General features: G+C 61.3%; 22 protein-coding genes, 3 tRNA genes and 1 other RNA gene. 20 read left to right on the top strand and 6 right to left on the bottom strand.

Translation table 11 applies throughout. The annotated features are described in order from the left end of the window. Nucleotides 1–58 precede the first annotated feature (58 nt). The 6 genes from SFHG_RS03580 (at nucleotide 59) to SFHG_RS10375 (ending at nucleotide 7,085) form a co-directional block, all read left to right on the top strand. On the top strand, nucleotides 59–1,021 hold the full coding sequence (locus SFHG_RS03580; RefSeq protein ID WP_202898078.1) for a DUF561 domain-containing protein: 963 nt from the start codon (nucleotides 59–61) through the stop codon (nucleotides 1,019–1,021). A 10-nt stretch (nucleotides 1,022–1,031) separates the two neighbouring features. After that, nucleotides 1,032–1,964 (top strand): ACP S-malonyltransferase, encoded by a 933-nt coding sequence (gene fabD, locus SFHG_RS03585; RefSeq protein WP_042433888.1) that lies wholly within the window; start codon nucleotides 1,032–1,034, stop codon nucleotides 1,962–1,964. Nucleotides 1,965–1,967: 3 nt separating this feature from the next. Beyond that, nucleotides 1,968–2,732: a 3-oxoacyl-[acyl-carrier-protein] reductase gene (gene fabG / locus SFHG_RS03590; protein ID WP_042433891.1), complete on the top strand. Its 765-nt coding sequence runs from the start codon at nucleotides 1,968–1,970 to the stop codon at nucleotides 2,730–2,732. Continuing rightward, nucleotides 2,729–4,009: a beta-ketoacyl-ACP synthase II gene (fabF, locus tag SFHG_RS03595; RefSeq protein WP_042433893.1), complete on the top strand. Its 1,281-nt coding sequence runs from the start codon at nucleotides 2,729–2,731 to the stop codon at nucleotides 4,007–4,009. The genes fabG and fabF overlap by 4 nt, the downstream gene beginning before the upstream one ends. A gap of 65 nt (nucleotides 4,010–4,074) precedes the next feature. Next, a complete protein-coding gene (gene fabZ, locus SFHG_RS03600) occupies nucleotides 4,075–4,524 on the top strand; it encodes a 3-hydroxyacyl-ACP dehydratase FabZ (RefSeq protein ID WP_042433896.1) in 450 nt (149 codons plus the stop codon). Between the two features lie 20 nt (nucleotides 4,525–4,544). Beyond that, on the top strand, nucleotides 4,545–7,085 hold the full coding sequence (locus SFHG_RS10375; protein WP_081468923.1) for an acetyl-CoA carboxylase carboxyltransferase subunit alpha: 2,541 nt from the start codon (nucleotides 4,545–4,547) through the stop codon (nucleotides 7,083–7,085). A gap of 139 nt (nucleotides 7,086–7,224) precedes the next feature. On the opposite strand, the gene SFHG_RS03610 is transcribed toward SFHG_RS10375, so the two are convergent. Next, nucleotides 7,225–10,671: a DEAD/DEAH box helicase gene (locus tag SFHG_RS03610; protein WP_042433899.1), complete on the bottom strand. Its 3,447-nt coding sequence runs from the start codon at nucleotides 10,669–10,671 to the stop codon at nucleotides 7,225–7,227. Nucleotides 10,672–11,044: 373 nt separating this feature from the next. On the opposite strand from SFHG_RS03610, the gene SFHG_RS03615 reads away from it, so the two are divergent. After that, the gene (locus tag SFHG_RS03615; RefSeq protein ID WP_042433902.1) at nucleotides 11,045–12,136 is read left to right on the top strand and encodes a carcinine hydrolase/isopenicillin-N N-acyltransferase family protein; all 1,092 of its coding nucleotides are present in this window, start codon (nucleotides 11,045–11,047) and stop codon (nucleotides 12,134–12,136) included. A 156-nt stretch (nucleotides 12,137–12,292) separates the two neighbouring features. Here SFHG_RS03615 and SFHG_RS03620 read toward each other — a convergent pair whose 3' ends face one another. Next, the gene (locus SFHG_RS03620) at nucleotides 12,293–12,880 is read right to left on the bottom strand and encodes an NUDIX hydrolase (RefSeq protein ID WP_042433905.1); all 588 of its coding nucleotides are present in this window, start codon (nucleotides 12,878–12,880) and stop codon (nucleotides 12,293–12,295) included. Nucleotides 12,881–13,005: 125 nt separating this feature from the next. Then, the gene (locus SFHG_RS03625) at nucleotides 13,006–13,374 is read right to left on the bottom strand and encodes a NifB/NifX family molybdenum-iron cluster-binding protein (RefSeq protein WP_042433907.1); all 369 of its coding nucleotides are present in this window, start codon (nucleotides 13,372–13,374) and stop codon (nucleotides 13,006–13,008) included. Nucleotides 13,375–13,512: 138 nt separating this feature from the next. Here SFHG_RS03625 and SFHG_RS03630 point away from each other — a divergent pair, with 138 nt between their 5' ends. The 6 genes from SFHG_RS03630 to ssrA all read left to right on the top strand — a co-directional run bounded on the left by SFHG_RS03630 (nucleotide 13,513) and on the right by ssrA (nucleotide 17,172). Further along, nucleotides 13,513–14,025: a 2-thiouracil desulfurase family protein gene (locus tag SFHG_RS03630; protein WP_238318263.1), complete on the top strand. Its 513-nt coding sequence runs from the start codon at nucleotides 13,513–13,515 to the stop codon at nucleotides 14,023–14,025. A 193-nt stretch (nucleotides 14,026–14,218) separates the two neighbouring features. Beyond that, a complete protein-coding gene (locus SFHG_RS03635; RefSeq protein WP_042433911.1) occupies nucleotides 14,219–14,677 on the top strand; it encodes a NanQ anomerase/TabA/YiaL family protein in 459 nt (152 codons plus the stop codon). A gap of 25 nt (nucleotides 14,678–14,702) precedes the next feature. Continuing rightward, on the top strand, nucleotides 14,703–15,830 hold the full coding sequence (locus SFHG_RS03640; protein ID WP_042433913.1) for a M42 family metallopeptidase: 1,128 nt from the start codon (nucleotides 14,703–14,705) through the stop codon (nucleotides 15,828–15,830). A gap of 4 nt (nucleotides 15,831–15,834) precedes the next feature. Beyond that, nucleotides 15,835–16,302 carry an SsrA-binding protein SmpB gene (gene smpB, locus SFHG_RS03645; protein ID WP_042433916.1) on the top strand — a complete coding sequence of 156 codons (468 nt, stop codon included), beginning with the start codon at nucleotides 15,835–15,837 and terminating at the stop codon, nucleotides 16,300–16,302. Beyond that, entirely contained in the window at nucleotides 16,299–16,715 is a 417-nt protein-coding gene (locus tag SFHG_RS03650) for a hypothetical protein (protein WP_052297793.1), read from the top strand. The genes smpB and SFHG_RS03650 overlap by 4 nt, the downstream gene beginning before the upstream one ends. An 87-nt stretch (nucleotides 16,716–16,802) precedes the next feature. After that, nucleotides 16,803–17,172, top strand: a transfer-messenger RNA (tmRNA) gene (gene ssrA / locus SFHG_RS10380). Between the two features lie 104 nt (nucleotides 17,173–17,276). Here the strand turns inward: ssrA and SFHG_RS03655 are convergent. Continuing rightward, a complete protein-coding gene (locus SFHG_RS03655) occupies nucleotides 17,277–17,459 on the bottom strand; it encodes a hypothetical protein (RefSeq protein WP_042433919.1) in 183 nt (60 codons plus the stop codon). A 320-nt stretch (nucleotides 17,460–17,779) separates the two neighbouring features. On the opposite strand from SFHG_RS03655, the gene SFHG_RS03660 reads away from it, so the two are divergent. Next, nucleotides 17,780–19,414 carry a L,D-transpeptidase family protein gene (locus SFHG_RS03660; RefSeq protein ID WP_202898080.1) on the top strand — a complete coding sequence of 545 codons (1,635 nt, stop codon included), beginning with the start codon at nucleotides 17,780–17,782 and terminating at the stop codon, nucleotides 19,412–19,414. 81 nt (nucleotides 19,415–19,495) lie between these two features. Here the strand turns inward: SFHG_RS03660 and SFHG_RS03665 are convergent, their stop codons facing one another. Continuing rightward, nucleotides 19,496–19,981: an aminoacyl-tRNA deacylase gene (locus tag SFHG_RS03665; RefSeq protein WP_042433921.1), complete on the bottom strand. Its 486-nt coding sequence runs from the start codon at nucleotides 19,979–19,981 to the stop codon at nucleotides 19,496–19,498. Between the two features lie 113 nt (nucleotides 19,982–20,094). Between SFHG_RS03665 and murI the strand changes: the two genes are divergently transcribed. From murI to SFHG_RS03685, 4 genes are all read left to right on the top strand, one after another. After that, nucleotides 20,095–20,964, top strand: a complete 870-nt coding sequence (murI, locus tag SFHG_RS03670) for a glutamate racemase (RefSeq protein WP_042433925.1) — start codon at nucleotides 20,095–20,097, stop codon at nucleotides 20,962–20,964. Nucleotides 20,965–20,994: 30 nt separating this feature from the next. Beyond that, nucleotides 20,995–21,597 (top strand): RdgB/HAM1 family non-canonical purine NTP pyrophosphatase, encoded by a 603-nt coding sequence (rdgB, locus tag SFHG_RS03675; protein ID WP_042433928.1) that lies wholly within the window; start codon nucleotides 20,995–20,997, stop codon nucleotides 21,595–21,597. A 34-nt stretch (nucleotides 21,598–21,631) separates the two neighbouring features. Beyond that, nucleotides 21,632–21,708 (top strand) — tRNA-Pro (locus tag SFHG_RS03680). A gap of 3 nt (nucleotides 21,709–21,711) precedes the next feature. Next, nucleotides 21,712–21,785 (top strand) — tRNA-Gly (locus tag SFHG_RS03685). A 599-nt stretch (nucleotides 21,786–22,384) separates the two neighbouring features. Here the strand turns inward: SFHG_RS03685 and SFHG_RS03690 are convergent. Next, nucleotides 22,385–22,460, bottom strand: a tRNA-Arg gene (locus SFHG_RS03690). 692 nt (nucleotides 22,461–23,152) lie between these two features. On the opposite strand from SFHG_RS03690, the gene arcA reads away from it, so the two are divergent. Then, nucleotides 23,153–24,370 carry an arginine deiminase gene (arcA, locus tag SFHG_RS03695; protein ID WP_042433930.1) on the top strand — a complete coding sequence of 406 codons (1,218 nt, stop codon included), beginning with the start codon at nucleotides 23,153–23,155 and terminating at the stop codon, nucleotides 24,368–24,370. 185 nt (nucleotides 24,371–24,555) lie between these two features. Beyond that, nucleotides 24,556–25,551, top strand: coding sequence for an ornithine carbamoyltransferase (argF, locus tag SFHG_RS03700; protein ID WP_042433932.1), 996 nt, complete (start codon nucleotides 24,556–24,558; stop codon nucleotides 25,549–25,551). Nucleotides 25,552–25,700 lie beyond the last annotated feature (149 nt).

Below are 25,700 nucleotides of genomic sequence, written 5' to 3' on the forward strand. Positions count from 1 at the left end.
CGGTTCCCGCCATATCGGGCGTGTTCGAAGTAATATTTCGTGAATAGGATCTATGTATATGAATACCCGCATCACCGAGCTTTTGGGCATTGAAGCGCCCATCATCCAGGGTGCCATGGCGCGCATCGCCGACGCCAGCTTGGCCGGCGCCGTCAGCGCCGCCGGCGGCCTGGGCATCATCGCCTGCGGAGGTGCTCCGCTTGAATGGGTGGAGCAGCAGGTTGCGGCCGCCCGCAAGATCACCGACAAGCCCGTCGGCGCCAATGTCATGCTTATGGACCCTAACGCCGCCGAGCTTGCCAGGCTTCTTGTGGACCTGAAGATCGACGTGGTGACCACCGGCGCCGGCAGCCCCGCAAACTATATGGATATGTGGAAGGAGGCCGGGATCAAGGTCGTCCCCGTCGTCGCCACCACCGCGCTCGCCAAGCGCATGGAGCGCCTGGGCGCCGATGCCGTCGTTGCCGAAGGCACCGAAAGCGGCGGGCATGTGGGTGAGCTTACCACCATGGCCCTGGTCCCTGCGGTGTGCGACGCCGTATCCATCCCCGTCATCGCCGCCGGCGGCATCGCCGATGGGCGCGGTGTGGCGGCCGCGTTCACGCTGGGTGCCGAGGGCGTGCAGATGGGCACGCGCTTCCTCACCGTTGAGGAGTGCACCGTCTCGGATGCGTACAAAGAGCGCGTTCTGGCGGCCAAGGACTCAGATACCATCGTCACGGGACGCGGCAGCGGCCATCCCGTTCGCTGCTTGAAGAACAAGTTCTCCCGCAACGTGCGCAAGTTGGAGGCCGATCTGACTAAAAACGGCGACGAGCTTGAGGCCATGTACGTGGGCAGCCTGCGTCGCGCCGTCGAGGGCGATGTGGACAACGGCTCCATGATGGCCGGCCAGGTTGCCGCCCTTGTACATGAGCGCAAGACCGCGCAGGAGGTCATCGACGAGCTGATGGCGCAGGCGCAGGCCGTGGGCGCGCGCACCCTCCAGCAGGCCGCCGATGCCAACGCGGTGCGCGGGTAGGGGGGTTGATATGAACCCGGTGTTCATGTTCTCGGGCCAAGGCGCCCAAAAGCCCGGCATGGGCGAGAGCCTGTTTTGCGTTCCCGAGGTCAAGGCGGTGCTCGACTGCGCTTCCGACGTGCTCGGCTATGACGTGGCAGCGCTTATGACCAGCGCACCTGCCGAGAAGCTCAACGACACCCGGTATGCGCAGCCGGCAACCTGCGCGCTGTCCGTGGGCATCGCGTCGGCCCTGCAGGCGCGCGGCGTGCAGCCTCAGGCCGTGCTCGGATTCTCGTTGGGGCAGGTCAGCGCCCTGGCGGTTTCGGGCATGCTCACCTACGAGGAAACGTTTTCGTTCGTGGCCGAGCGCGCCCGCCTTATGGCGCAGGCCGCTGCCGAGCGACCGGGCGTGATGAGCGCGCTGCTTAAAGCCGATGGGGAATCGGTCGCGCATCTGTGCGAGGAGTGCGCGCAGGGCCAGGTGCTCGTCCCCGCGAACTTCAATTGCCCGGGCCAGATCGTCATTTCGGGAGAGCTGGCCGCCGTCGAGCGGGCCGAAGCCGCCTGGGAGGCGGCAGGCAAGCGGTATGCCCGTCTGGCCACCTCTGGCGCGTTCCACAGCCCGCTTATGCAGTCGGCCGCCGATGAGCTTGACGCGTATCTGGCGGAAGTGGATTTCAAGCAGCCTTCCGTCCCGCTCATCTGCAACACCGATGCGCAGCCGCTTTCCGCCGAGACGGCGCGACGCCATCTCGTCGATCATCTGACCCATCCGGTGCGCTTCGAGCAAAGCGTGCAGTCCTTAGTCGATCAGGGTGCTGCCGTGTTCGCCGAGGTCGGCTTCGGCGGGGTGCTGTCGAACCTGGTCAAACGCATCGACCGCAAGGCGGCCCGTCCCTGCATCCAGGATGCGGCGTCCTTCGATGCATTCGTTTCCGAATACGCCGAGGATAAGGAATAGCACATGAACGAATCTCAAGATACCACCCGCCGCGCGGCGCTTGTCACCGGCAGCTCGCGCGGTATCGGCCTTGCGGTCGCCGAGCAGCTGGCGGCTGCCGGCTTCAACGTGGCGCTGAACTGCTCGAGCGAGGCGGGCCTTTCCGCGTTGCGCGAGCAGGCTGGCCGCATCGCCGGCGAACATGGCGTGCAGGTCGTGGCCATCGCGGCAAGCGTGGCCGGTGAAGCCGAGGCGAACGCGCTTGTCGAACAGGCGCACGAGGCCTTCGGGCGCCTGGATGCCGTGGTCAACAACGCCGGTATCACCCGCGACGGGCTTATGGTGCGCATGAAAGACGACGACTTCGACCGCGTCATCGACGTCAATCTGAAGGGCACCTTCCACATCTGCCGTGCCGCTGGCAAGATCATGATGAAGCAGCGCTACGGGCGCATCGTGAACATGTCGAGCATCTCCGGCGTCGGCGGCAACGCCGGCCAGGCGAACTACGCGGCATCGAAGGCGGGCGTCATCGGGCTGACGAAGACCATCGCCCGCGAGCTTGCGGCCCGCGGCGTCACGGCCAACGCCGTCGCCCCCGGCTTCATCTCCACCGACATGACCGACGCCCTGTCCGAGAAGCAGCGCGAGGCCATCGGCGAGCAGATTCCCATGAAACGCTTCGGCACGGTAGACGACGTCGCCCATTTGGTGGGCTTTTTGGCAAGCGAGGAATCCGGCTACATTACCGGGCAGGTCATCTGCATCGATGGAGGTTTAGCACTATGAGTCAGGTAATCGATACGTCCGCAACGCGCCGCCCTGATGGCACCCACCGCGTGGTCATCACCGGCATGGGCGCGGTCACGCCCGCCGGCGTCGGCGTTGACGCGCTTTGGGATGCCGTGATGGGCAAGCGCTGCTGCATCGATACCATTTCGCACTTCGATCATGAAGCGTTCGATGTGCATGTGGCGGGCGAGGTGCGTGATTTCGACCCGACCGAGCACGGGCTGTCCAAGAAGGAGGCGCGCCGCTTCGAGCGCTTCGTCCAGTACGCCATCGTTGCCGCCGACGAGGCCATGGCGCAGTCCGGCATCGACATGGAGCAAGAGGACCCCACGCGCGCGGCGGTGATCTTCGGCGCGGGCATTGGCGGCATCGACGAGCTGCAAAACGGTTTCTACACGCTGCACGATAAGGGCCCCAAGCGCGTCAGCCCGCTGTTCGTTCCCACCATGATCGGCAACATCGCGGCAGGTCATCTGGCCATCCGCTATGGCATGCGCGGCGAGTGCATCGACGTGACCACCGCTTGCGCCACCGGCGCCCACAACATCGGCGCCGCCGTGCGTTCCATCCGCCATGGATACGCCGATATGGCGCTTGCGGGTGGCTCGGAGGAGTCGGTCAACCCCATCTGCATCGCCGGTTTCGCCAATCTGGGCGCGCTTGCCAAGGTCGACGACCCCGCTCAGGCATCGCTGCCCTTCGATGAGCGTCGCTGCGGTTTCGTGGCGGGCGAAGGCGCCGGCGCCGTGGTGCTCGAATCCCTCGAGCACGCCCTGGCGCGCGGTGCGAAGCCCCTGGCCGAGATCACGGGTTTCGGCTCCACAGGCGATGCCTACCATATGACCGCCCCCGAGCCTTCGGGCGAGGGCATCCAGCGCGCTATGCTCCAGGCGCTTTCCGAGGGCGGTTTCACGCCTGCCGACCTTGGTCACGTCAACGCCCACGGCACGGCCACGCCTGCCAACGACTCCACCGAGTCGCACGCGCTGCTTGCGCTGTGCGGCGAGGAGGAGGGTCGCAAGGTGCCGGTGGTGTCCGTGAAGGGGACCACGGGCCATACGCTCGGCGCTGCCGGTGCGGTCGAGGCCATCGTTACGGCGCTTTCCGTCGCCAACGAGTGCGTGCCGCCCACCACGGGTTTCGCGCAGCCCGACCCCGATTGCCCCGTCAACGTGCTCACCGAGGCGAAGACGGGCTATCCGCAGAAGGTCGCGCTGTCCAACTCGCTCGGCTTCGGCGGCCATAACGCCGTTCTCGCCATCTCGCCCTGCTAAGGCGCAGCGCCGCCAACCCCTCCTGTTCAGCGAGCGCTTCCGCGCCCCATTCTAAGGACCTACCCATGGAAACCATCCAATATCCCTGCGGCCGCGACGTCATCGAGCGCGTCCTGCCGCATCGCGACCCGTTCGTGTGGGTCAGCCGCGTGCTCGAATGCGAACCCGGGTCAAGTATCACCGCCGAGCTCGACGTTGACCCCGAGCTGCTCCTGTTCGCGGGTCATTTCCCTGGTCATCCGGTGCTGCCGGGCGTCATCATCATGGAAGCGCTTGCGCAAACCGCATCGTTTTGCGCGCTCGTCGGCCGCGATGAGCCCGGGGTGCTCGGCTTTTTCGCCGGCATCGACAAGGCGAAGTTCCGCCACCAGGTACAGCCCGGCGACGTGCTCACGCTGAAGGCGGACATCGTGAAGAACTCCTCGCGCATGGTCGTGGCCGATGTGCAGGCGCTCGTCGGCGATCAGGTGGCGGCCACGGCCACGCAGAAATACGTTATGGCCAAGGGTGCGTAGGGTTTTTCGAAGGGTTTGACATGAAGCTATTCAAGCAGGACTACATCTCGTTCGACGGTTCGGGTTCGTTCGTCACCGTTTCCGGCGATGCACGCGAAAGCGTCGTCGACGATGCCGATGTGGCGTATCGTCTCTCGCGTATCGCGGAAGAGGAGCGCGAGCGCATGACCGCCGAAGGGACCGCTCCCAACGCGGTCGATGCCGCGGACATGTCGGCCTATACCGGGGTCGGCTCGCAGCATGCCCAGGCGCCCCTTACTGCGCAGGCGGGCGGGTCTGCGGCGTTTACTCCTGCGCCGGTGGCCCTTGTGGTTGCGCGCGGCAAAGCCGCGAAGCGCACCATCATGGCGGTGCAGGATGCCGGCATGGTGGCCTGCGTCGCGTGCACCGACGACAAACGCGCGGACGCAGCTCTGCGCGCGGCCGATGCGAAGGTCAGCCTTGGCGAGAAGCATCTCGACGCGCTGTACTCCAACGGCTATGCTGTGCTGAAGGCTGCTGAGGAAGCGGATGCCCAGGTCATCTTGCTGATCGAAGATGCCCAGGCGCTTTCAGGCGTAGATACGTTCCTGGCACGCGCGGCAGCTGCCGGTCGCCGCGTGTTCACGCAGCTGGGCGATTCCCCGCAGCTCGGCTGGGTGCTGTGCACCACCGACAAGACACATGAGGTGTGCGGCGCGTGGCGCACCTGCAAGCACTGCAAGCTCACCTTCGACGGCGCCAGCTTGGCGGCGGGGCATTACGTGTGCCCCTCGTGCGGCGGGTACATGCGCATGACCTCCGACGAGCGCATCGACGACCTGCTCGATGCCGGCACGTTCCAGGAGTGGGATCGCGCCATCGAGCAAACCGATCCGCTCGGCTTCCCGGGCTACCTTGACAAGCTTGAGGCCCAGCGCGGGAAAACCGGCCTTGAGGAGGGCGTTCGCACTGGTCAAGGTTCCATTGCGGGCTTGAAGTGCGCCATCGGCATCATGGAGTCCACGTTCTTCATGGGGTCCATGGGCAGTGTGGTGGGGGAGAAGGTCACGCGCCTGTTCGAGCGTGCCACCGCCGAGCATCTGCCGGTGATCATCTTCACCGCTTCGGGCGGCGCGCGCATGCAGGAGGGTTTGGTCTCGCTCATGCAGATGGCGAAGACCTCGTGCGCCATCGAGCGCCATGCTGCGGCGCATCTGCCGTACATCTCGGTCATCACCGATCCCACCACCGGCGGCGTCACCGCGTCGTTCGCCATGGACGGCGACATCATCTTGGCCGAACCCAAAGCGCTCATCGGCTTCGCCGGGCAGCGCGTTATCCGCGATACCATCCGCCAGGAGCTGCCCGAAGGGTTCCAAACCGCCGAGTTCGCGCTTGAGCATGGCTTGATCGACGCCATCGTCGAGCGTCAGGACCTACGTGCCACGCTGGCCCATATCCTGGCCATGCATCTGTCGACCGCTTGCCAGGCGACCGGGTGCGCGCACAACGCCGGCGACCATGATGTGCTCGTCAGCTACCGTGCGGTCTGCGACAACCTGGAAAACGGCACGGCAACGTACAACACCGTCACCTATTCCGACCTGCGTCCCGAGCCTATGAGCGTCGAGGAACGCGCCGTGTGGGAGAAGCTGCGCGAGGCTATTCCCTCGTCGCTTATCCCCGAGAGCCTGCGTGCGGGCGCATCCCGACGCGTCGAGCGCGCCATCGCCGCTGGCACCTTCGACGCCGAGGCCGGCACGTCCTTGGAAGTGGGCTCGACATCGGTCGTCGCAGCCGCATCGCCTGATGAGCAGGAAAACCGTGCGTGGCAGAGCGTGCAGCTGGCCCGCAACGTGCACAGGCCCACGGCGATCTCCTATATCCGCAGCTTCGTCGACGGGTTCGTCGAGCTGCATGGCGATCGCGGGTTCGCCGATGATGGCGCCATCGTCGGCGGCATCGGCTGGATTGGAGGGCGTGCCGTCACCGTCATCGGCCAGGAGAAGGGCGAGAACCTCAAGGAGCGCATCCGCCGTAACTTCGGATGCCCGCAGCCCGAGGGCTATCGCAAGGCGCTGCGCCTCATGCGCCAGGCCGAGAAGTTCCGTCGTCCCATCGTGTGCTTGGTGGACACCCAGGGCGCGTATTGCGGCACCGAGGCCGAGGAGCGTGGGCAAGGCAACGCCATCGCCGACAACCTGGTGGCTATGGCGGGCTTGAAGGTTCCCGTGGTCACCGTGCTTTTGGGCGAAGGCGGTTCGGGCGGCGCTTTGGCGCTCGCCGTCGCTAATCGGGTTGCCATGCAGGAACACGCGGTGTATTCGGTGCTCTCGCCTGAGGGCTTCGCCTCCATCCTGTGGAAGGACAGGACGCGTGCCCCCGAGGCTGCCGCCGTCATGAAGATGAGCGCGCAAGAGTCCCTGGAGCTCGGCGTCATCGACGCCGTGGTCTCCGAGGGGCCCGCACCCGCGCACGAGAACCCCTTGACCGCCGAGCGTAACGTACGCGATTATGTGCAGGCGGCGCTCGATGAGCTGTGCGGCATGAGCGAGCAGGAGCTGCTCTCCCAGCGCTACGATCGCTTCCGCAAGTTCTAACCGTTGCGGCGCTATACGCGTTGCCGTGGCAGACGAAAGGGCCGGGCTTCGAGTTGCGGCCCGCTGCCGGACCGAAAGCGAAGGTTCGGCAGCGGGCGCGGCTTGAAGCCCGGCCCTTCTTTGCGCTCAGGGAGCAAGATCACCCCTCCAGCAGGTCCATCAGCTCGTCGGCGCTTAAGCTGGCAAGCGAGATGCCGCTCGAGCCGATCACCTGGTCGGCCAGCTTGCTCTTCTCCTCCTGCAGGTGCAGGATGCGCTCCTCGATGGTGCCTTTTGCAATGACCTTCTGCACGCTTACCACGCGTGTCTGCCCGATGCGGTGAGCGCGGTCGGTAGCCTGCTGCTGCGCCGCGGCGTTCCACCAGGGGTCGGCGTGGATGACCACGCTCGCGCCCGTGAGGTTCAATCCCGTGCCGCCGGCCTTGAGCGACACCAGGAACACGGGCACGTCATTGCCGTTGAACTCGTTCACCAGCTCAACGCGGTCCTTCTTGGGCGTTTGCCCCGTGATGGTGTAGAAGGCGATGCCCGCTTCCTCGAGGCGTTGCGCGATCAGGTCCAAAAAGCTGGTGAACTGGCTGAAGATGAGCGCCTTCTCGCCGCCTTCCATAGCGCTTGCCACTAGCTCCATGATGGTATCGAGCTTCGCTCCGTGGCCGCGATAGTCCTCGAACAGCAGGCGCGGGTCGCAGCATAGCTGGCGCAGCTGCATGAGCTCGGCAAGCACCTCCACGCTGGAAACGTGCTCGCCTGCATCCCGTTTCGCCTGACGCTGCTTGCGCTCGCGGCGCTGGCGGGTTAGCTCTTCGCGTAGACGCTGCTCATGGGCGCGGTAAAGCTTGAGCTGCTGGCCTTCCATGGGGGCGTACACCACGCTTTCCAGCTTGTCGGGCAGGTCGGTGAGCACGTCGGCCTTGCGGCGCCTGAGCAAAAACGGCCCTACGACGGCGCTCAGGCGGGCTGCCACCTCTTCCTCGCCGCCCACGATGGGCAGTTCGAATCGTTCGCGGAAGCGCGCGTACGGTCCCAGAAGGCCGGGCATCAGGAAGTCGAAGATGCTCCAAAGTTCCGATAGGCGGTTCTCCATGGGCGTGCCGGTCAGCGCGAACCGATGGCGCGCCGATAGGCGCTTAACCGCGCGGGTGGTAAGCGTTGCGGGGTTTTTGATGTATTGGGCTTCGTCGAGGGCGCAGATGAACAGCTCACGTCCCGCGTAATCGGCCGAATCGATGCGCGCAAGGTCGTAGGAGGTGATGAGCACATCGACCGGTGCAGGCCGGTTACCGGTTGCGTCGACGGACTCCGGTGCTGCTGCTTCACCGCGGTTTTGCAAGGTTGCTTCCCTTGTACGAGCGTCAACGTTGCGCGATGACGCTTCTGCGTTGTCGGACCATGCAGTCGCATCGCCTTGCCGCCCGGAAACCAGGTTCGCGTCATACGGAGCGAAGGCATGTCCGCGGATCACCTTGCGCTCGGCGGCGCTGCCCACCACGGCGGCCACATTCAGGCCGGGTGCGAAGCGCTCGAATTCGGCCATCCAGTTGTACACGAGCGAAGAGGGGCACACGATCAAGCTCGGCCCGACTTCGCGAGCCTGATCGGCGCGGGCCACCAGCAAGCTGATGAGCTGGACCGATTTGCCCAGGCCCATCTCGTCGGCAAGCACCCCGCCGAATCCCGCATCCAGGCGGGCGGACAGCCATCGCAGGCCTTCTTCCTGGTAGGGGCGCAGCGTTGCGTTCAACCCTTCCGGTACCTGGTATACCCGCTCGTCGATCGCGCGGAAATCGCTCAGGTACTGTGTGAAGCTGCGGTCGCGGTTGAGGTCGGCTTCCTCGTCGAGGTAGAACGCGCGGAACGACGGCAGCTCCACCGTGCCCGTGGCGAGCTCCTTTTGCGTGATGCCCAGGTCGGATGCCAGGCGGTCAAGTTGAGCGAGCTCGAAATCGGAGAGGTCCACGAACGCGCCATCGCGCAGGCGATGGTAGCGCTTCTTCTTCCGGTAGCTTCCCAGCATGGCAGCAAGCTCGTCGGGGCCAAGGTCGCCGGCGTCGACGGTGAGGTTGATGAGGTTGCCCGAAAGCGACACGCCCATGCTCAGGCGCGGCTTGCCGTCTTTGATCAGGCGGTCGAACGCCGGCGTGGTATACACCTCGCCGGCGTCACGCAGCTGGCCCAAGCCGGTGAAGATAAGGTTGGCAACCGCTTCCTCGTTGCTCATGGGGATGCGCGTTTGACCTGCTCCGAAATACCGTTCCACCAGCGTCTTGGCCTTGCCTTCGGCGCGCACGTCGCGCAACGGCGAGGGACCCGAGGCGCTCTTGCCGTCCTTGTGCTCGGCGGGCACGGTCCCGCACAGCGTGAACCGGCGCAGCCCGTATGCGGCTTGGGCGCCGATGGTCACGTTCTTACCGTTCTTGTCCAGGAAAAACGCCAGCGCGCATGCCACGGGGCGCCAAGCCGATAACTCGGCCGGGGCGCTTAGATGCAGGTTCTCCTCGATGACGGGCAGGGCGGCTGCGCAGAACAGAGGCATGTCGTCGTTTGCCACGAACAGGTTGCGCTCGTCGCTGTCGTAGACCGTGCGCAGGAAGTCGGAGCAGCGCGCGAACGCCGGCGAACAACGATGCACCGTGTCCCCGCCGCACCATATATACAGGCGCCCGGCTTGCTCGGCCATGCGGATATGCTCTCCGCGCTCGATTGCCCAGCCGCCATTCTCGGCCGGTGCCATTGAAAGCGAGATGTCCGGGTCGCTATGCTCGATATGCACGCGCTGCACGGTGGGCGTGGCATAATCGGCGCCCGTGATGCTGAACTCGGCGCCGTCGAGCAAGCCGAACAGCTCCACGGCCTCGGCCTCGGAGAGCTGCAGGGTACGGCCCACCGAGGCGCTTTGACGGCGAAGCCATGACGGCGCGTCATCGGCCGCCTCGCGCATGGAGCAGGCCCGTTCGATGAACTGGGCCATCCCGCGCGAACGCTGCTCGAACAGGGCGGGGGCGTGCGTGAACGCCAGCTTCTTCCCGTATGCGTGGCGGGCGCCGGAGCGCATGCGGTCGGCGAACTCCGAAAGTGATTTCAGCACGTAAGGCGTTCCCGAAGGCCCGCTGATGCGAAACGAGGCGGACCATAGCCCGTAACCGTACGACAGCTCTGCGTGCAAAACCACGCTTTCGGTAGGCGTCTCGTCGGCCTGCAGCTCCTCGGTGCGCTTCATGAACTCCGTGATGCACGAGGAGGATTGCGCCGTACGCTGCGCCTGGTAGCCCATGAAGGTCTCGGGACGCTGCGAGAACGCGAGCGCCAGAGCCACGCAGTGCTTGCACATGCCGGCATACTCGCGAAACGCAGGGCACGTGCATGAGTAATCCAGCACCTCGTCGGCTTCCTCGTCGAGGATCACCGAGGTGCGATAGCGATCGTCCCAGCCGCTGCTCGATGCCACGAATGCGCTGACAACCGACTCCTCGGCATCGTAGCGCACCTGCTTCGTGAGGATGTTCCTATCCGATGACGCGATGGCGCGCCCTCGGGTGAATGAACGCTGGTTGCATTGGCTTGCTATGGCTTTCTCGGTGATCATCGCTTGCGGCTCCCCTTGCTAGAACGCATTGTTCGCAAACGCTTATTTTAGCGCAATCGCGCTAGGCGTTGCGGCAATCAGCGCGTTTAGCCTAAGCCTATCGTCGGTGTTTCGCGCCTCATGGGGAAGGGCGGCAACAGACGCCGGCGTGTGACACGCGCGGAGTTCGTCGGGCTGCCGAACATCGAAGCCGATGCCGTGGTCGCAAAAGGAGCCGGCGCTTGAGCAAAGACTCTTCGGGGCAAGGGAAGCTGCATGTCTGGGGAATGGGGCCGTGCAGGGGGAGAGTCTCCGACTTATGCCGTTTTGTGCGATAATCGAGCAAGTGTTCGCGAAGCGTCGCTTTCGGGACGTGCGACGGAAGGGGTCGTCAATGAAGCTTGGGAATATCGCGAAGGTGGCGGTAGCCGCCGCAGGCGTTGCCGCAGGTGTCGGCGCTGCCGTATATGGCTCGCGCGCGGCCACCATGGCCTCGATCAGGCAGATCGCGCCCGCCGATGGGCCGTATGGCCTCTATGCCATGGACGTGTCCTATCGCTACGACCTCGATCGAATCATCGAGCGCGGCCTTGGAGCCGATCAGGGCAATATGGACGCCATCCTCGCCGAGGCGCTTCCGCTCGTCCCCGTCCATATGCAGGCGCCGCAGTTCGGATGCAGCGCGTTCACGCTTGCAAGCGGTGAAGGCGTGCTCATGGGCCGCAACTACGACTTCAGATTCGACACCTCCGCCATGCTTGTGCATACTGCCCCCGCTGACGGTTACGAATCTATCGGTTTTTGCGCCCTCGACAACCTCGGCGTGGTCGATGCGCTGCAGACGAAATCGCGTTTCGCGTGCCTGGCGGCGCCGTTCGCCTGCTTAGACGGCGTGAACGAGAAGGGCGTTTCCTGCGCGGTGCTCACGCTCGACAGCAAACCCACCTTCCGCATCACCGGCAAGCCCATCATCTCGACGCCTATGGCCATACGTTTGGTGCTCGATCGGGCAGCCACCACCCAGCAAGCCGTTGATCTGCTGCTTTCCTACGATATGTTCGCTACAAGCGGGCGTGATTACCATTTCTATATCACCGATGCGCAAGGCGATGGCCGCGTGGTCGAGTTCGATTGCGACAGCCCCGAGCGCTTGCCCGTCGTCACGCCAACGCGTCAGGTAACCAATTTCTTCGTCATGCACCAAGACAAGGTTGCGCCTTTTCAGAGAAACGGGGCTTACGGGCATGGCCGCGAGCGCTATGACGCCATCTCCGCTGTGCTCGATGGGGCGCCGATGGGCCAGGATGCTCAGGTCACGGCATGGAAGGCGCTCAGGACGGCCTCGCAGGAGCCGAATCCCGAGGACGTTACCAGCAACACGCAGTGGTCCATTGTGTTCGATAACGCAAACCTAACGGCGGATGTGGCGCTGCGTCGTCGCTGGGCCGATGTCCATCATGCCGACATCCACGGCAATATGGTGTGAGGTCCTGCTCCCAGGGCGGATAGGCTTGCGGTGGAGGCGCGCAGTCAGCGTCGGTTTTTAATTAGATGGCGTAACCCGGAGCTAGCTCGCGCATCCTCATGGTGCAGCGCGCTTGGGTTGAAGAGGCATGTCGCGGTCTGAGCGGTTGTTGCCGGCTTATCGCGTTGCGAAGCGCGGCGCCAACTCGCGCGTCTTCTCGATGAGCTTGCGGTAGATGCGCTCGCGTATCCACGGTTCGCTTGATAGGGCCATGGCTTCATCGAGCTTCGCCCACTTCACGCCGCTGTTCTCGTCGGCTTTGATGCGCACATGCTCGGCGGGGTCGGCAACCGCCAGGTATGTGACGTTCAGGTGCAGGTGCGAGCTGACGTATGCCCCGCGTTTGACGTGACCGTCCACGGTCAGCACCTCGCACGACAGCACGTTGCCCGGCCCGCACGGCACCAGGCGCGCGCCGTGCACGCCCGTTTCCTCTTCTAGCTCCCGCAAGGCGACTGCCGCAAGGTCGGCCTGCCCGTCCGCGTGCCCGCCGATCCAGCTCCACGAATCGTATATGTTGTGATACACCAGCAGCGTTTTCGTGAATGTGGGATCGATGGTCCAAATAGAGCATGCCATGTGGGCCACGGACGATCGGTCGAACACCGCGGGGTCCGTTTCCAAGCGCGACAGGATAAGGTCCCGGTCGGCGGCTTCCTGTTCGTTGGCAGGTTGGAACGCTTGCAGATCTTCGTATATGCCCACGGCTGCTCCTTGAGATTGAAAAGGCCCGGGCGTGCGGCCCGGGCCTGTGACTGCGTGTCGATTATAGCAAGCTGTGCGGGTTCGGCTTGCGCCGCAAGGCGATTGCGACTGCCGGCCCCTGCATCCTAGTGATGATGGCTGCAGGCGTTTTCCAGCACCATGCGCGTGCAATCGCCGGCGATGAACTTGTTCACCACGTCTCCGACCATGGGCGTTTCCTGCTCAAGGTAGATGTCCACGCCGTATTGCGTGAAGCGCATGAACGGCGGCTGACCCATGCCTGCGCAGATCATCGCGTCGATGCCCAGGTTGTGCGCGAACTCGATGACGCCACCGCAACCTACTTCGTCATGATCGACGTTTTTCACCGACTCCACGCCGGTGACCTGTCCGTCTTCGATGGCCACGAGCGTGAACCAGGGCGTGTGGCCGAAGTGTCCGCTGCGGATGCTCGTCAGGCCTTCGCCGGTTTCGCTGGGGATTGCAACTTTCATGGTATCGCCTTTCTACGACGTATGCGTTGGGGCGTTTGCTCCGCTCGCTTCTCCTGCAGATAACTCTAGCACAGCGATACTCGGGTCCGTGAAGTTTTTTGATACTCTCCAAGTAGCATATTGGTAGGAATAATCGACTTGCTCGGGCGCTATAATACCGGTATGGAGAAAACCCCGAACACATCGCCTGCCATTGCCGTGAGCGCCTGCCTGCTGGGCAGGCCGTGTCGTTACGACGGGTCCTCGAAGCCCTCTGACGCGGTGATGCAGCTCGGCCGTTGCTACAAGCTCGTTCCCATATGCCCTGAAGTTACAGGGGGCCTTCCCGTGCCGCATCCGCCGTGCGAGATCGTCGCGGGGTCCCGTCCGGTGCGCGTGATGGATGCGAATGGCAGCGACGTCACGCAGGCCTTCCATCTTGGCGCAAGCCGCTGCCTGGAGCAGTTGCGAGATGCCGATTGCCGGGTGGCCGTGCTCAAATCGAAAAGCCCTTCGTGCGGAAGCGGGGCGGTGTACGACGGAAGCTTCACGGGCGCGCTTGTGCCGGGGTGGGGCGTTGCCGCGCAGCTGTTCCGCGACGCGGGCATCACGGTGCTCGATGAATCGCAGGTCCATAGGCTGGATGTGTCGCTCGGTCCTGCGCGATCTTAAGGCCGCTGGGCCGCCAGGCCCCGCGCAACCCCAAAGCAGCTGACCTGTAAAGCCGCAAAGGTCTGCCCTTGTCTCCCTTGTGCATGCCGTGGGGCGCCGTCTACCGCGGCGGCCTGCCCGCCGGCGGGGTGTATACTTCCCTAAACGAATAAGGCGGCGCCGTGCGCGCTGCGTGAATATGAAAGGACTCGCTATGCTGGTTACCAACCTTACCCATGCGAACGGAAACGACTATCTCAGCCAGCGCTTCTCCAAGGCCTATGCGTTCCTTGCGCAGGACGGCCTGGATGCTCTGCCGCTCGGCCGTAACGAGATCGATGGCGACGACGTGTTCGCCAACGTGCAGGAATACGACACCGTCGCTGCTTCCGAAAAGCAGTTGGAGGCGCATCGCGGTTATTACGACGTGCAGTTCGTCGTGTCCGGTCAGGAGCTTTTGCAGTACGCTCAGCTGAATGGCCTGCCCGAGTGCCAGCCGTTCGACGAGGAAAACGACTTCGGCCTGTACGAGACGCCCGAGCAGTGCACGAACGTTGTGCTGCGCGCCGGCGACCTGGCCGTCCTCGCGCCCGAAGATGCGCACAAGCCCGGCTGCACGCTCGGCTCCGAGCCTTGCCATGTGCGCAAGATCGTCGTGAAGGTCCGCGCGTAACAACCTCCTTCAATAAAGGAAGCACATGAACAAGCAAGATCGCAAATATCTCAAGCGTCTGCTCGAGACCCCTTCGCCCACAGGCTGCGAACAGCGCATCGCCGCTATGGTTCGCGAGCGTATGGAGGGCGTTGCCGACCAGGTCACCACAGACGTCATGGGTTCGGTCCATGCTCGCCTTGCGGGCAGGGGCTCCGCGCCGTCGCTCATGCTGGCCGCCCACATGGACGAGATCGGCTTGATGGTGGTCAACGTCTCCGATGACGGGTTTTTGTCCGTGGCCGCCATCGGTGGCGTCGATGCCGCCATTCTGCCGGGGCTTCGTGTGGACGTGCATGCCACCGGTGTTGAGCATCCTTTGCGCGGCATCGTCGGCCGCAAGCCCATCCACCTTATCTCCGCTGGCGAGCGTGACAAGGTCACGCCCCTGTCCGATCTGGTCATCGATCTGGGCCTTCCCGCCAAGAAGGTCAAGCGCCTGGTGAAGGTGGGCGATGTTATCACGTTCGGCGTGGGCTTTGAGCGCTTCGGGAAGAACATGGGCGTTTCGCGCGCCTTCGACGACAAGTGCGGTGTGTGGGTCATCACGCGCGTGCTCGAGGAGTTGGCGTCCGGCGGCGGTTGTGCGGGCGATGTCACCTGCGCATGCACGGTGCAGGAGGAAATCGGAACTCGGGGCGCCATCACGTCCGCGTTTGGCATCCGCCCCGATGTTGCCGTGGCCTTCGATGTCACGCACGCCACCGATTACCCGGGCATCAGCCACGCCAAGTTCGGCGATATCAAGTGCGGCGGCGGCCCGGTTATCGGCCGCGGGCCCAACGTCAACCCGCAGGTGTTCGAGCGCCTCGTCCAGGCCGCCAATACGGCGGGCGTCCCGTATCAGATAGAGGCCCTGCCCGGCCATTCCGGCACCGATGCCTGGCCCATCCAGGTCAGCCATGCCGGCATTCCTACGGGCTTGGTGTCCGTGCCGCTTCGCTATATGCATACGCCCACCGAGGTTATCTGCCTGGACGATCTTGACGCAACCGTGGCGTTGTTCGTGCAGTTTGCGCGCGATTTGGAGTCCGGCGGCTCCTTCGTGCCCATGGCGGGTTGCGGCTCGGCGTCGCTCGATGCCTGTTCTGCGCGTGCCGCGCAGGGGGAGTAGCATCATGAAAAAGCAAGCACAGGACATCGCGCGCAACCGCAAGGCGCTGCACGATTACGAGGTTCTCGAAACCTACGAGGCCGGCATCGCCCTGACCGGTACTGAGGTGCGTTCGCTGCGCGATAACCATTGCCAGCTCACCGATTGCTTCGCGCTCATTCGCCACGGCGAGGTGTGGCTGCATGGCGTCCACATCCCCCCGTACGCCTTCGGCAACATCGCCAACCCCGACCCGGACCGCAAACGCAAGTTGCTGCTGCACAAAAACCAGATCCGCAAACTTGAGCAGCAGACCAAGGAGAAGGGCATGGCGCTCGTGCCGTTGAAGATGTACTTCAACAAAAGCTCGCTCGTGAAAGTCGAGCTGGCGGTGTGCCGCGGCAAGAAGAACTATGACAAACGCGCCGCTATGGCGGAGCGCGACTCGAAGCGTGAGATCGAGCGCGCGCTGAAGGAAAGGAGCCGTCGATGAGCGATCAGGAAACGCTGGAGGCCGAAGAGCAGATCTCGGAGCGTGTCGCGGAGGAAGCTTCTCAAGCTGACGAGGCGCCTGCCGCCGACGAAGATCTTGAGGTTGTCGAGCTCGAGCTTTCCGACGATGATATCGTCCGATACCTTGAAGACGACCAGGGCAACCGTATCGGCTTCGTCATCATGGAAGACGGCGAGGAAGCCGAATATCTTTACGTCGAGGGCGACGAGGACGAGGATGCCGGCGGCGAAGTCGCTGACGATGGCAGCCTGGGCATCACGCGCGACGGCGTGCAGCAGGCAACCGATGACATGAACGCCATTTTCAAGGACGGCGTGAAAATGGCCGCGGAATTTAAGGGCGCGTTTGACGAGATTAAAAGCGCATTGGACTTCAGCTCGCTTTTGAAGTAAGATTATCAATCCGTTCGGCGACTTGCCGCCGTGCACTTTGACAAGGTGGACCGCAGCGTCCCGACTCGGCTGCAAAGCCGGCTTCTCGGGGGCGACTGGTTTCGACATGGTATGTTTGAACTGAGGAGCAGGTCGTGGTCTCCTCGCCACGTTAAACAGGGGTACCGTCAAGTTAATTGGCAAGAACAACTCTCAGAGCGCTCCGGCGCTCGCCATGGCTGCCTAAACAGCACCTGGCACGTCAACTCCGGGTTGTCCCCGGCTCGGACGCGACGTCATTTTAGGGGACTGCATCGAAGCACGTGGACGGTATGGCTTCGATAAAGATCGAACCGACTAGGAACCCTAACGTTTGCCCGTTGACCGACGGGTTCCGAATTCCGATAATGGGATAAGCTTGTAGAGCCTGAGGGATAATATAGTATGGACCGGAGTTCGATTCTCCGCGCCTCCACCAACTGTTCAGTAAGCGAACATATGCAGGTGTTCGTCGTTAGGCGGGCGTTCGTATTGCTCGTCGAATAGAGGAAGCCGCTCCATACGGGGCGGCTTCTTCGCGTTCTAGGCCTGCGGCATGATCTCCTGCTCGCCGTCCTCGTCGAGGTACGGCATGAGGAACACGCCGCCCTGCTCGGTGGTCAGCAGCAGGTACTCGCGGTTGCGCTCGTCGCACACGATTTCCTGGCCGATGCCTTCGGGCAGGTCGTATATGGGGCCGTCGGTGCGGGCCGGCGATGCCTGCATCTCCTGCGCGCCGCTCGCCTGGTTTTCGCACAGGACTGCTGCCGAGACGAGGACGGCAAGGGCGGCGATTACGTAGACCAGGATGCGCGCACAGTCCGCGATCTTCTCCGCGAAGCCGTAGCCCTCGATGTTGCCCTAGCCATCCAGACTAGGCTTCATTGTGCATTCATTTCCGGATCGCATTCGGCCATCCCGTGCCGGTTAGAGAATTGGCAGCCCGATGGCCATAATTATCATATCGAAAATATCCACAAGGTATCGCTCCTTGGGTATTACGTTGCTACAATAAAGCTATCTGCACCCTATTCAGCGAGAGCATCATGAGCAACGATCAAAACGATAAAGTTTCGCGCGGACGTCACGTCGCTCCAAGCGATATCCCTTCCATCAACTTCGACGACGACAACCAGCCGGGTGGCTTCATCCCGCAGCAGGTGCATGGCCAGCAAAATAGGCAGGCCTACCCGCAGTTTGCGCAAACCGGCCATCAAGGGTACGCGCCTTCCGGCATGCAAATCCCCTCTACGGGCGTTTCCCGCCCCAAGAAGCGCGTCGGGAAGGTACTCGGGATCGTCGCGGCTTGTTTGGTGGTTGTCCTTGCGATCGCGTATTGCGGCGTGGCGCTGTATTTCGGCAGTCACTTCATGCCCAACACCAAGATCGGCAATCTTGATGCATCGCTTATGTCAACGGCGGATGCCGAAAAGGCGCTTGCCAATGAGGTGAACTCTTACAAGCTCACCATTACCGGTAATGGCTTCAACCTTACGGTCTCGGCCAAGGACGCTGGCGTCGATTTCAACGCCTCCGAAGCGGTTAAGGAAGCGTACTCTGCGTACAACGAATGGCTGTGGCCCGTCGAGCTTACGCGCAGCCATGATGCAACCGGCGCTATGATCAGCTCGTACAACGATTCCGGCCTTGAGCAAACCGTGTCCGCAGCCGTTGCCGCTTTCAACGAATCCGCTACGCAGCCTCTCAATGCCACGGTTGCCTATGATTCCAAATCCGGTTCCTTTACCGTTTGCAAGGAAGTTGCCGGCACCGCTCTGGATGCGTCTAAGGTCATGGCTGTCGCCGATGCTGCGCTTGCCGAGCTCGATCCCAAAGTCGTGCTTTCATCCGAGCAGCTGTTGCAGCCTACGGTGTTTTCCACCGACCCCCGTCTGAAAACCGCCGCCGAGCAGGCCAACACCATGATCGGCGCCGATATCGTGCTGACCATGGGCAAGTCAACTGCTGCGGAAGTCAATGCCGATCTTATCTCGCAATGGGTCACCGTTGACGAAAACGTGCAGGCCGTGCTTGATGAGGAAGCCGTGCGAGCGTGGGTCGACAAGCTTGCCGGCGATTGCGATACCGTCGGCACCACGCGCACCTATACGCGCGCCGATGGCAAGACCATCACGGTTTCCGGCGGCGTGTACGGCTGGTCTATCGACTACGATGCGCTTATGGATTTGGTGATCAACGGCGTCAAAGAAGGCCTTGTTGAAACCGTCGAGATTCCCAACGCCACTAGCGGCGATGCATATAATGGCGTTGGTGGTCGTGATTGGGGCAACCGTTATATCGATATCGACCTGGCGGAGCAACACGTTTACTTCTACGATGACTCCGGTGCGCTGGCCTGGGAGTCCGACTGCATCTCCGGCATCCCCGACGGCACGCATGACACCAGCGTCGGCGTGTTCTGGATGAATGCGATGCAAAGCCCCGGCAAGCTCACCGGTTATGAGAACGGCCAGAAGATCTACGAATCAACCGTTCAGTACTGGATGCCCTTCGATGGCAACGCAATCGGCTTGCACGATGCCGATTGGCAGCCCGACTTCGGTGGAACCATGTATAAAGACGGTTACGGCAGTCATGGTTGCGTCAATCTGCCCCCGGCTAAGGCTAAGGAACTGTACTCGCTTATCCACTCCGGCGATTGCGTGGTCAGCCACTGGTGATAGCTGTTCGGCGGTGAATGCTCAGACGCCCTGCAAGCATTGCTTGCAGGGCGTCTTCTGTTCGCGGTGGCTTGCGTCTTGTTAAACTACGGTCAAATCAACGCATTTCACGGGCACCACGCGTTGCAATTCGCTTAGCGGCGTTTGAATCTGGCATCCAATGCGGCCGCCCGAGAACATGATCCTGTCGTACAGCTCAGCGGTCTCATCGATGAAGGTGGGGAAGAGCTTCTTCATTCCTACAGGGCTGCAGCCGCCATGGATATATCCGGTGAGCCCCAAAAGATCGCGAGATTTCACCATCGCGATGGACTTCTCCCCGGCAGCACGAGCCGCCTTCTTCAAATCCAGCTCGCAGGCAACGGGGATCATGAACACGAAATGTTGACCTGATTTTCCCTGAGTGACCAACGTTTTAAATACGCAATCTGGATCTTGTTCCAATAGTGCCGCCACCTCGACTCCGGATAGCGCTTCGGGGCTTTCGAAGAAGCGCGTGTCGAAATCGGCGTGCGCCGCCTCCATTTCGCGTATGGCATTGGTTTTGCGGTCTTTTTCCTTCGACATGATCAGTTGCTCCCTTTTCTGGAACTATTTTGCTTGTCTGCAGGTTAGCAGATACTATGGCACCCGCCGCGCATTTCAGAAAGCGCCCGCAAGCATGCGCTATACTGAGCGCTATGGATATCATGCAAACATTCGACAACGCGCCCATCGGCGTGTTCGATTCAGGGTTCGGCGGGCTTACCGTAGCGCGCGAGATTGCGAAGGCGTTGCCGGAGGAGTCCATCATCTACGTAGGCGATTCCGCGCGTTGCCCCTATGGTCCGCGCAGTCTTTCCGAGGTGGACGGGTTCGTCCAGCAGATCGGCTCATGGCTGGTGCAGCGCGGGGTCAAGCTCATCGTCATCGCATGCAACACCGCTACTGCAGCGGGTTTGGCGCATGCCCAGCAAACGTTTCCCGTTCCCGTCATCGGGGTTGTCGAACCTGGTGCACGCGCGGCTGCGCACGCAACGCGCAATAAGCGAGTCGGGGTCATCGCAACGAAGGCCACGGTTGAGTCGGATGCGTATACGAAGGCGATTCGCCACCTGGATGCGGGAATCACCGTGTTTTCCACGGCTACGCCGCGATTCGTCGAGATAGCCGAGCAGGGCATCCGCATGGCGGAGGGCCCTATCGAGAATTACACCTCGCTTGCATCGAAGGTCTATATCCGACCGCCGTTCCAGGCTATCGCAAAAGAGTATCTGGAGCCGTTGCGGCGCTGCCAAATCGATACGCTCGTCCTTGGTTGCACGCATTTTCCGCTGCTCAAGGCGTTGATCGGCGGCGTAGTGGGTCATGAGGTCACGCTCATCTCATCTGCGAAGGAAGCGGCTCGCGATGTCACCGAGATTCTCGATCGTCATCACCAACGTGCTCAGGCAGGGCACAAAGCCGAGTACGAGTTCAACACCACTGGTGATGATGTAACGGAGTTCCAAAGCTTCGGCAGCCGCGCTTTCTGCATGCCTATCACCAGCGTGTCCCATATCGAATTCTAAGAACAACGTTTGGCCACGAAAGGAACCGTCATGAAAACCGTTCTCATCGCCAGCAATAACGCTCATAAGGCCGTCGAGATCGCCGAAGCGCTCGATTTCCCCGGTTGGGAGTTCAAAACCCTCAAGCAAGCCGGCGTTCACTCCGACCCCGTCGAGGATGCCGAGACGTTTCTGGGCAATGCCCGCATCAAAGCTCAAGCAGCTCAGCAGGCTAGCGGCGGTATGGCGGTGCTAGCAGATGATTCCGGCCTGGAAGTCGATGCGCTTGACGGTGCTCCTGGCGTGCATTCTGCGCGATATGCCGGTGAACCGTGCGATGACGCTGCCAATAACGCGAAGCTGCTCGATGCCCTGTCGGATGTAGAGGATGAGCAGCGCAGCGCCCGATTCGTATGCCACCTGGTCTACCTTGATGAGCAGGGTAGGGAATACGATGCCCGCGGAACGGTCGAGGGCCGAATAGCTCATGAGCCGCAGGGGGATAACGGATTCGGATACGACCCGCTGTTTCTGCCCGAGGTATTTGAATTCAAACGCTCGCTCGGTCAGGCGCTTCCCGAGGAGAAGAACTCGATTTCCCATCGAGGCAATGCCCTTCGTGAACTTCGCGCGAAATTGTCCGAAAACGCGTAGAAAGTCTGCTATACTGATTAGGCTGTTTGGATGTCGGGACGTGGCGCAGCCTGGTAGCGCGCCTGCTTTGGGAGCAGGATGTCGCAGGTTCGAATCCTGTCGTCCCGACCAGTCGCGGGTGTGGTTCAATGGTAGAACTGAAGCCTTCCAAGCTTCTAACGCGGGTTCGATTCCCGTCACCCGCTCCAATAAAACCTCAGATCAGAGCCTTATTGGCTCTGATTTTTTGTTTGTGCATCAAAATGTGCGCCAAGCAGCGGGCCAAATGCGGACCGAATCGGAAAGAAACTTCAGACCTTGCTGTTTCGGGCGCTGCATACCGGGTCCTGCCTGCTCGGCCGCGCACCAGCCTTTAATTGCGCGAGCGATCCTCCAAAAGCGATCACGGGTAGATCAGCGATCTTGATGAGTGCGCGTGATTGCAGCTTTTCATCGATGACGCTATCGTGGGAATAACGGGCCTAATCAGCCTTAAGGTACGCACATAGTCCGAAAACCCGAATCGAAAGTTGCGGATAAATCAGCGGTCTCGCCGAACGTAGCTGATCGCTGCGCTATATCATTGATGATATCGCAGTAACGGCGGGGTCTTGCAAGAGCAAGCTGCGCGAAGGAAATTCGACGTGAAACAGCGCTTCCTCTGGGAAATCACGCAATGGAGCGTCTGCGTTGTAGGGCATGGGGAAGTTGATCATCGTCGAAGCAGCACGTGAGCGAGCCAAGATGCACTCAGCTTTCGACAACAAAAAAGCCGGAGACGGCAAATCGCACTCCGGCCAGAAAATCCTGGCGCGCCCAGCAGGACTCGAACCTGCAACCGTCGGATTAGAAGTCCGATGCTCTATCCGTTGAGCCATGGGCGCACAAAACGCCGTTATTATACCGCAAACCCACAAAGACACGTAGGATTGCGAGACGTCACGACTAAAACAAATTGCTTTACCATCAAAATGTCTGAATGAAAATGCGAAGAGCCGTCGAATCAAGGTAATAGGCGGCTCGCATCAAGGCGTCGTCGAATTCTTGCAGAGCGCGTCGTGCGATTAGCGACGGGGAATAGGTCGCGGGAGGATGTCGGTCGTTCGGTTGTCTCTCAACTACCTATAGCGTTTTCGGCTACGTCTCATCCAAAAATGCTACCAGCCATAGTGGTATAGAGTCTCTCTATCAATGGTCTGAAAGACCATAAGCCTCTGTGCATCGAAATTGCATGATGCATTATTTCTCATATTTATGCATAACTAGGGTTTCGAGAGAAATCATCTATGGGTCCGTCCGGCTTCAGGTATGGTGCGGGAAAATTATGCAAGTGCACAAGTAAACTATCGTGAACCAAAGCGAAAGTGAAGGAAATGTGTAGAAACGCGATTGAAACAAAGCCAAAAATTTATCGTTTTCGCAGGTCATCCTGAAAATATCGTTTTGAGAAATTTTGGTAGTTGCTTTTCAATGTGAAGCGTGAGAAGTTTGTTTTGCAGTCGGAACGCGCGGTGCGCAACGGGCGTTCCGCTTCTAAGAAGTCCGAAAATGCATAAAAGGCATAAGGAGGGTTTTCATGGCAGGCGTAAACGTCAAGAGCGAAATCAAGCCCTTGAAGAAGGTTCTGTTGCATCGCCCTGGTAAAGAGCTGCTGAACCTCACGCCGAACACGCTCGAAGAGCTGCTGTTCGACGACATCCCGTTCCTGAAGGTTGCCCAGGCCGAGCATGATGCTTTTGCTCAGGCTCTTCGCGACAACGGCGTGGAGGTCGTGTATTTGGAGAACCTCATGGCCGAGGTGCTCGATGCCAATCCGGCTCTGCGTGAGCAGTTTCTGAAGCAGTTCATCGAAGAGGCCGGTATCCGCACCGAGCGTTATCAGAAGATTCTCTTCGATTACCTGAACGACAACTACAAGACCAACATCGACTTGGTTCTGAAGTGCATGGAGGGTGTTAACCTCACCGAGCTGCACACCGACAAGTCCAACTCCTTGGTTGACCTGGTCTCCGAATCTTCCAAGATGGTCATCGCCCCGATGCCGAACCTGTACTTCACCCGCGATCCGTTCGCGATGATCGGCAACGGTGTTTCCATCAACCGTATGTATGCTGTCACGCGTAACCGCGAGACCATCTTCGCTGAGTACATCTTCACGTATCATCCCGATTTCAAGGATGTGCCGCAGTACTACAGCCGTTATAGCGCATTCCACATCGAGGGCGGCGATATCCTCAACATCAACGAACATACGCTGGCCATCGGCATCTCCCAGCGCACCGAGCCGGATGCCATCGACGAGATCGCCCACAACATCTTCAAGGACGAGACCTCGCCGGTCGACACCATCCTGGCGTTCAACATCCCGAACAACCGTGCCATGATGCACCTGGACACCGTGTTCACCCAAATCGATGTTGACAAGTTCACCATCCATCCCGGCATCATGGGCCCGCTGACCGTCTTCGAGATCACCCCCGAGGGTGAAGGCATCAAGGTCAAGGAGACCTCCGGCACGCTCGAGGAAGTGCTCGAGAAGTACGTGGGCATGCCCGTCACGCTTATTCCTTGCGCTGGTGGCGATCGTATCGCCGCAGAGCGTGAGCAGTGGAACGACGGCTCCAACACGCTGTGCATCGCTCCTGGTCGCGTGGTTGTTTACGAGCGCAACGATGTCACGAATGCGCTGCTGCGCAAGAACAACATCGATGCTATCGAGATCCCCTCGGCAGAGCTCTCCCGTGGCCGTGGCGGCCCCCGCTGCATGAGCATGCCGATCTGGCGTGAGGACTAGATTTCTCGCTGCGCAGAGCGCATAATCTGAGTATCCATCTTGGATACGAATCCTGAGAAATCAGGAACCCTTGTTAGGTTTTTCCCGGAACGCATGAAAATGCGTTCCGGTAGAAACAGCAGGCTGAAACTTGGCGCGGCCTGCATACATAAGTTCTTGTTAACTTGCTATCGAAAGGAATTACCATGCCTGTAAGCCTGAGCGGTCGTCATTTCCTGCGTCTCCTGGACTTCTCCACCGAGGAGATCGAGTACCTGCTGAAGCTTTCCAAGAACTTCAAGGATATGAAGCGTGCCGGCGTGCCGCATCGCTACCTTGAGGGCAAGAACATCGTGCTGCTGTTCCAGAAGACCTCCACGCGTACCCGTTGCGCATTCGAGGTTGGCGCTATGGACCTGGGCATGGGCGTGACCTACCTGGATCCCAATAGCTCCCAGATGGGCAAGAAGGAGTCCATCGAGGACACCGCTCGCGTTCTCGGCCGCTTCTATGACGGCATCGAGTTCCGCGGCTTTGCTCAGACCGACGTCGAGGACCTGGCAGCCAACGCTGGCGTGCCGGTTTGGAACGGCCTGACCACCGAGTGGCATCCCACCCAGATGCTGGCTGACGTTCTCACCATGCAGGAGAACTTCAACTACGATCTGAAGGGCCGCACCGTGGTCTTCATGGCTGACGCCGCCAACAACGTTGCCCGTTCCATGATGGTCGTTTGCGCCAAGCTCGGCATGAACTTCGTCGCTTGCGCCCCCGAGACCAACTGGCCCGAGGCTGAGCTGGTCGAGGAGTGCCGTGCCATCGCCGCTGAGCATGGTGCCACCGTCAAGCTGACCGCTGACGTGAAGGAAGGCTGCACCGACGCCGACGTCATCTACGCTGACGTGTGGGTGTCCATGGGCGAGCCCGACGAGGTCTGGGGCGAGCGCATCAAGAACCTCGAGCCCTACCGCGTGACCAAGGAGGTCATGGGCTACGCTAAGAAGGACGCTATCTTCCTGCACTGCCTGCCCAGCTTCCATGACACCAACACCACCATCGGTGCCCAGAAGGCCGAGCAGTTCGGCATCACCGAGATGGAGGTTGCTGACGACGTCTTCGAGTCCAAGCAGTCCAAGGTCTTCGACGAGGCCGAGAACCGCATGCACACTATCAAGGCTGTCATGTACGCTACCCTGAGCTAAGTCTCTAGGTTCCAAACTCACCGTTGCGCCGCCCCCGTGGCGGCGCAACGAATTGCATCGAAATCCCTTGCCAACCTATGACGATTTTTCGTCCCATTACAATGGGTTGGCTTTTTTATTCCTAAAAAGGAGGCAATCATGCCCTACGC

It is taken from the genome of Senegalimassilia anaerobia JC110 (genome assembly GCF_000236865.1).
GTDB lineage: Bacteria > Actinomycetota > Coriobacteriia > Coriobacteriales > Eggerthellaceae > Senegalimassilia > Senegalimassilia anaerobia.

Bases quoted from the DNA above. Each gene is read 5' to 3' on its own strand.
- arcA (WP_042433930.1), top strand. From the start codon at position 23,153: ATGGCAGGCGTAAACGTCAAGAGCGAAATCAAGCCCTTGAAGAAGGTT.
- fabG (WP_042433891.1), top strand. From the start codon at position 1,968: ATGAACGAATCTCAAGATACCACCCGCCGCGCGGCGCTTGTCACCGGC.
- murI (WP_042433925.1), top strand. From the start codon at position 20,095: ATGGATATCATGCAAACATTCGACAACGCGCCCATCGGCGTGTTCGAT.
- SFHG_RS03580 (WP_202898078.1), top strand. From the start codon at position 59: ATGAATACCCGCATCACCGAGCTTTTGGGCATTGAAGCGCCCATCATC.
- fabF (WP_042433893.1), top strand. From the start codon at position 2,729: ATGAGTCAGGTAATCGATACGTCCGCAACGCGCCGCCCTGATGGCACC.
- SFHG_RS03660 (WP_202898080.1), top strand. From the start codon at position 17,780: ATGAGCAACGATCAAAACGATAAAGTTTCGCGCGGACGTCACGTCGCT.
- SFHG_RS03665 (WP_042433921.1), bottom strand. From the start codon at position 19,981: ATGTCGAAGGAAAAAGACCGCAAAACCAATGCCATACGCGAAATGGAG.
- SFHG_RS03635 (WP_042433911.1), top strand. From the start codon at position 14,219: ATGCTGGTTACCAACCTTACCCATGCGAACGGAAACGACTATCTCAGC.
- SFHG_RS10375 (WP_081468923.1), top strand. From the start codon at position 4,545: ATGAAGCTATTCAAGCAGGACTACATCTCGTTCGACGGTTCGGGTTCG.
- argF (WP_042433932.1), top strand. From the start codon at position 24,556: ATGCCTGTAAGCCTGAGCGGTCGTCATTTCCTGCGTCTCCTGGACTTC.
- SFHG_RS03650 (WP_052297793.1), top strand. From the start codon at position 16,299: ATGAGCGATCAGGAAACGCTGGAGGCCGAAGAGCAGATCTCGGAGCGT.
- SFHG_RS03655 (WP_042433919.1), bottom strand. From the start codon at position 17,459: ATGCAGGCATCGCCGGCCCGCACCGACGGCCCCATATACGACCTGCCC.
- smpB (WP_042433916.1), top strand. From the start codon at position 15,835: ATGAAAAAGCAAGCACAGGACATCGCGCGCAACCGCAAGGCGCTGCAC.
- fabZ (WP_042433896.1), top strand. From the start codon at position 4,075: ATGGAAACCATCCAATATCCCTGCGGCCGCGACGTCATCGAGCGCGTC.
- SFHG_RS03610 (WP_042433899.1), bottom strand. From the start codon at position 10,671: ATGATCACCGAGAAAGCCATAGCAAGCCAATGCAACCAGCGTTCATTC.
- fabD (WP_042433888.1), top strand. From the start codon at position 1,032: ATGAACCCGGTGTTCATGTTCTCGGGCCAAGGCGCCCAAAAGCCCGGC.
- rdgB (WP_042433928.1), top strand. From the start codon at position 20,995: ATGAAAACCGTTCTCATCGCCAGCAATAACGCTCATAAGGCCGTCGAG.
- SFHG_RS03640 (WP_042433913.1), top strand. From the start codon at position 14,703: ATGAACAAGCAAGATCGCAAATATCTCAAGCGTCTGCTCGAGACCCCT.
- SFHG_RS03625 (WP_042433907.1), bottom strand. From the start codon at position 13,374: ATGAAAGTTGCAATCCCCAGCGAAACCGGCGAAGGCCTGACGAGCATC.
- SFHG_RS03615 (WP_042433902.1), top strand. From the start codon at position 11,045: ATGAAGCTTGGGAATATCGCGAAGGTGGCGGTAGCCGCCGCAGGCGTT.